This window comes from Legionella nagasakiensis, from assembly GCF_900639915.1.
In the GTDB taxonomy this organism is placed as follows: domain Bacteria; phylum Pseudomonadota; class Gammaproteobacteria; order Legionellales; family Legionellaceae; genus Legionella_A; species Legionella_A nagasakiensis.
Map to the genome: position 1 here is coordinate 1 of NZ_CAAAID010000050.1, position 429 is coordinate 429.

Below are 429 nucleotides of genomic sequence, written 5' to 3' on the forward strand. Positions count from 1 at the left end.
ATAAGCTCTTCGCTGAATGAGTTTCATTTTGCGATGAAACCCTTCTGTGATTCCATTTGATTTACTAAACCGCCACATTCTGGCGACTTCATCTTTCCAAGCTCCCAGTGTCTTACCCAGTGAAGCTAAGGCTTTAAAAGCACTTTGTTTTAATTCAGTAAGCATGTCTAAGAAGGTAGGTATTACTTTACGACATGCCTTTTGAGTTAAAGCTCTTTTCATTAAAAGAGAATGAAGTTGTTGTTGGAATCGATAGATTGCATCGATAGCCGGATTTTGAATTAAAAATGCGTCTCTTTTAGCCCTCTTTTCTTCACTCAGGTTATCAGGCCTGGTTCTCAATAAGGCTAAGATACCTCTATTGCTTTTTATTTCACTGGAGAGTTCTCGGTAAGTCATCATACATTGATGTTGAATTAAACGAATCAC

General features: G+C 37.8%; 1 protein-coding gene. It reads right to left on the reverse strand.

Annotated features, from left to right (window positions below; translation table 11 throughout):
• A partial coding sequence (locus E1O52_RS13080) for a transposase (protein ID WP_165474838.1) occupies positions 1–429 on the reverse strand: 429 nt, incomplete at both ends.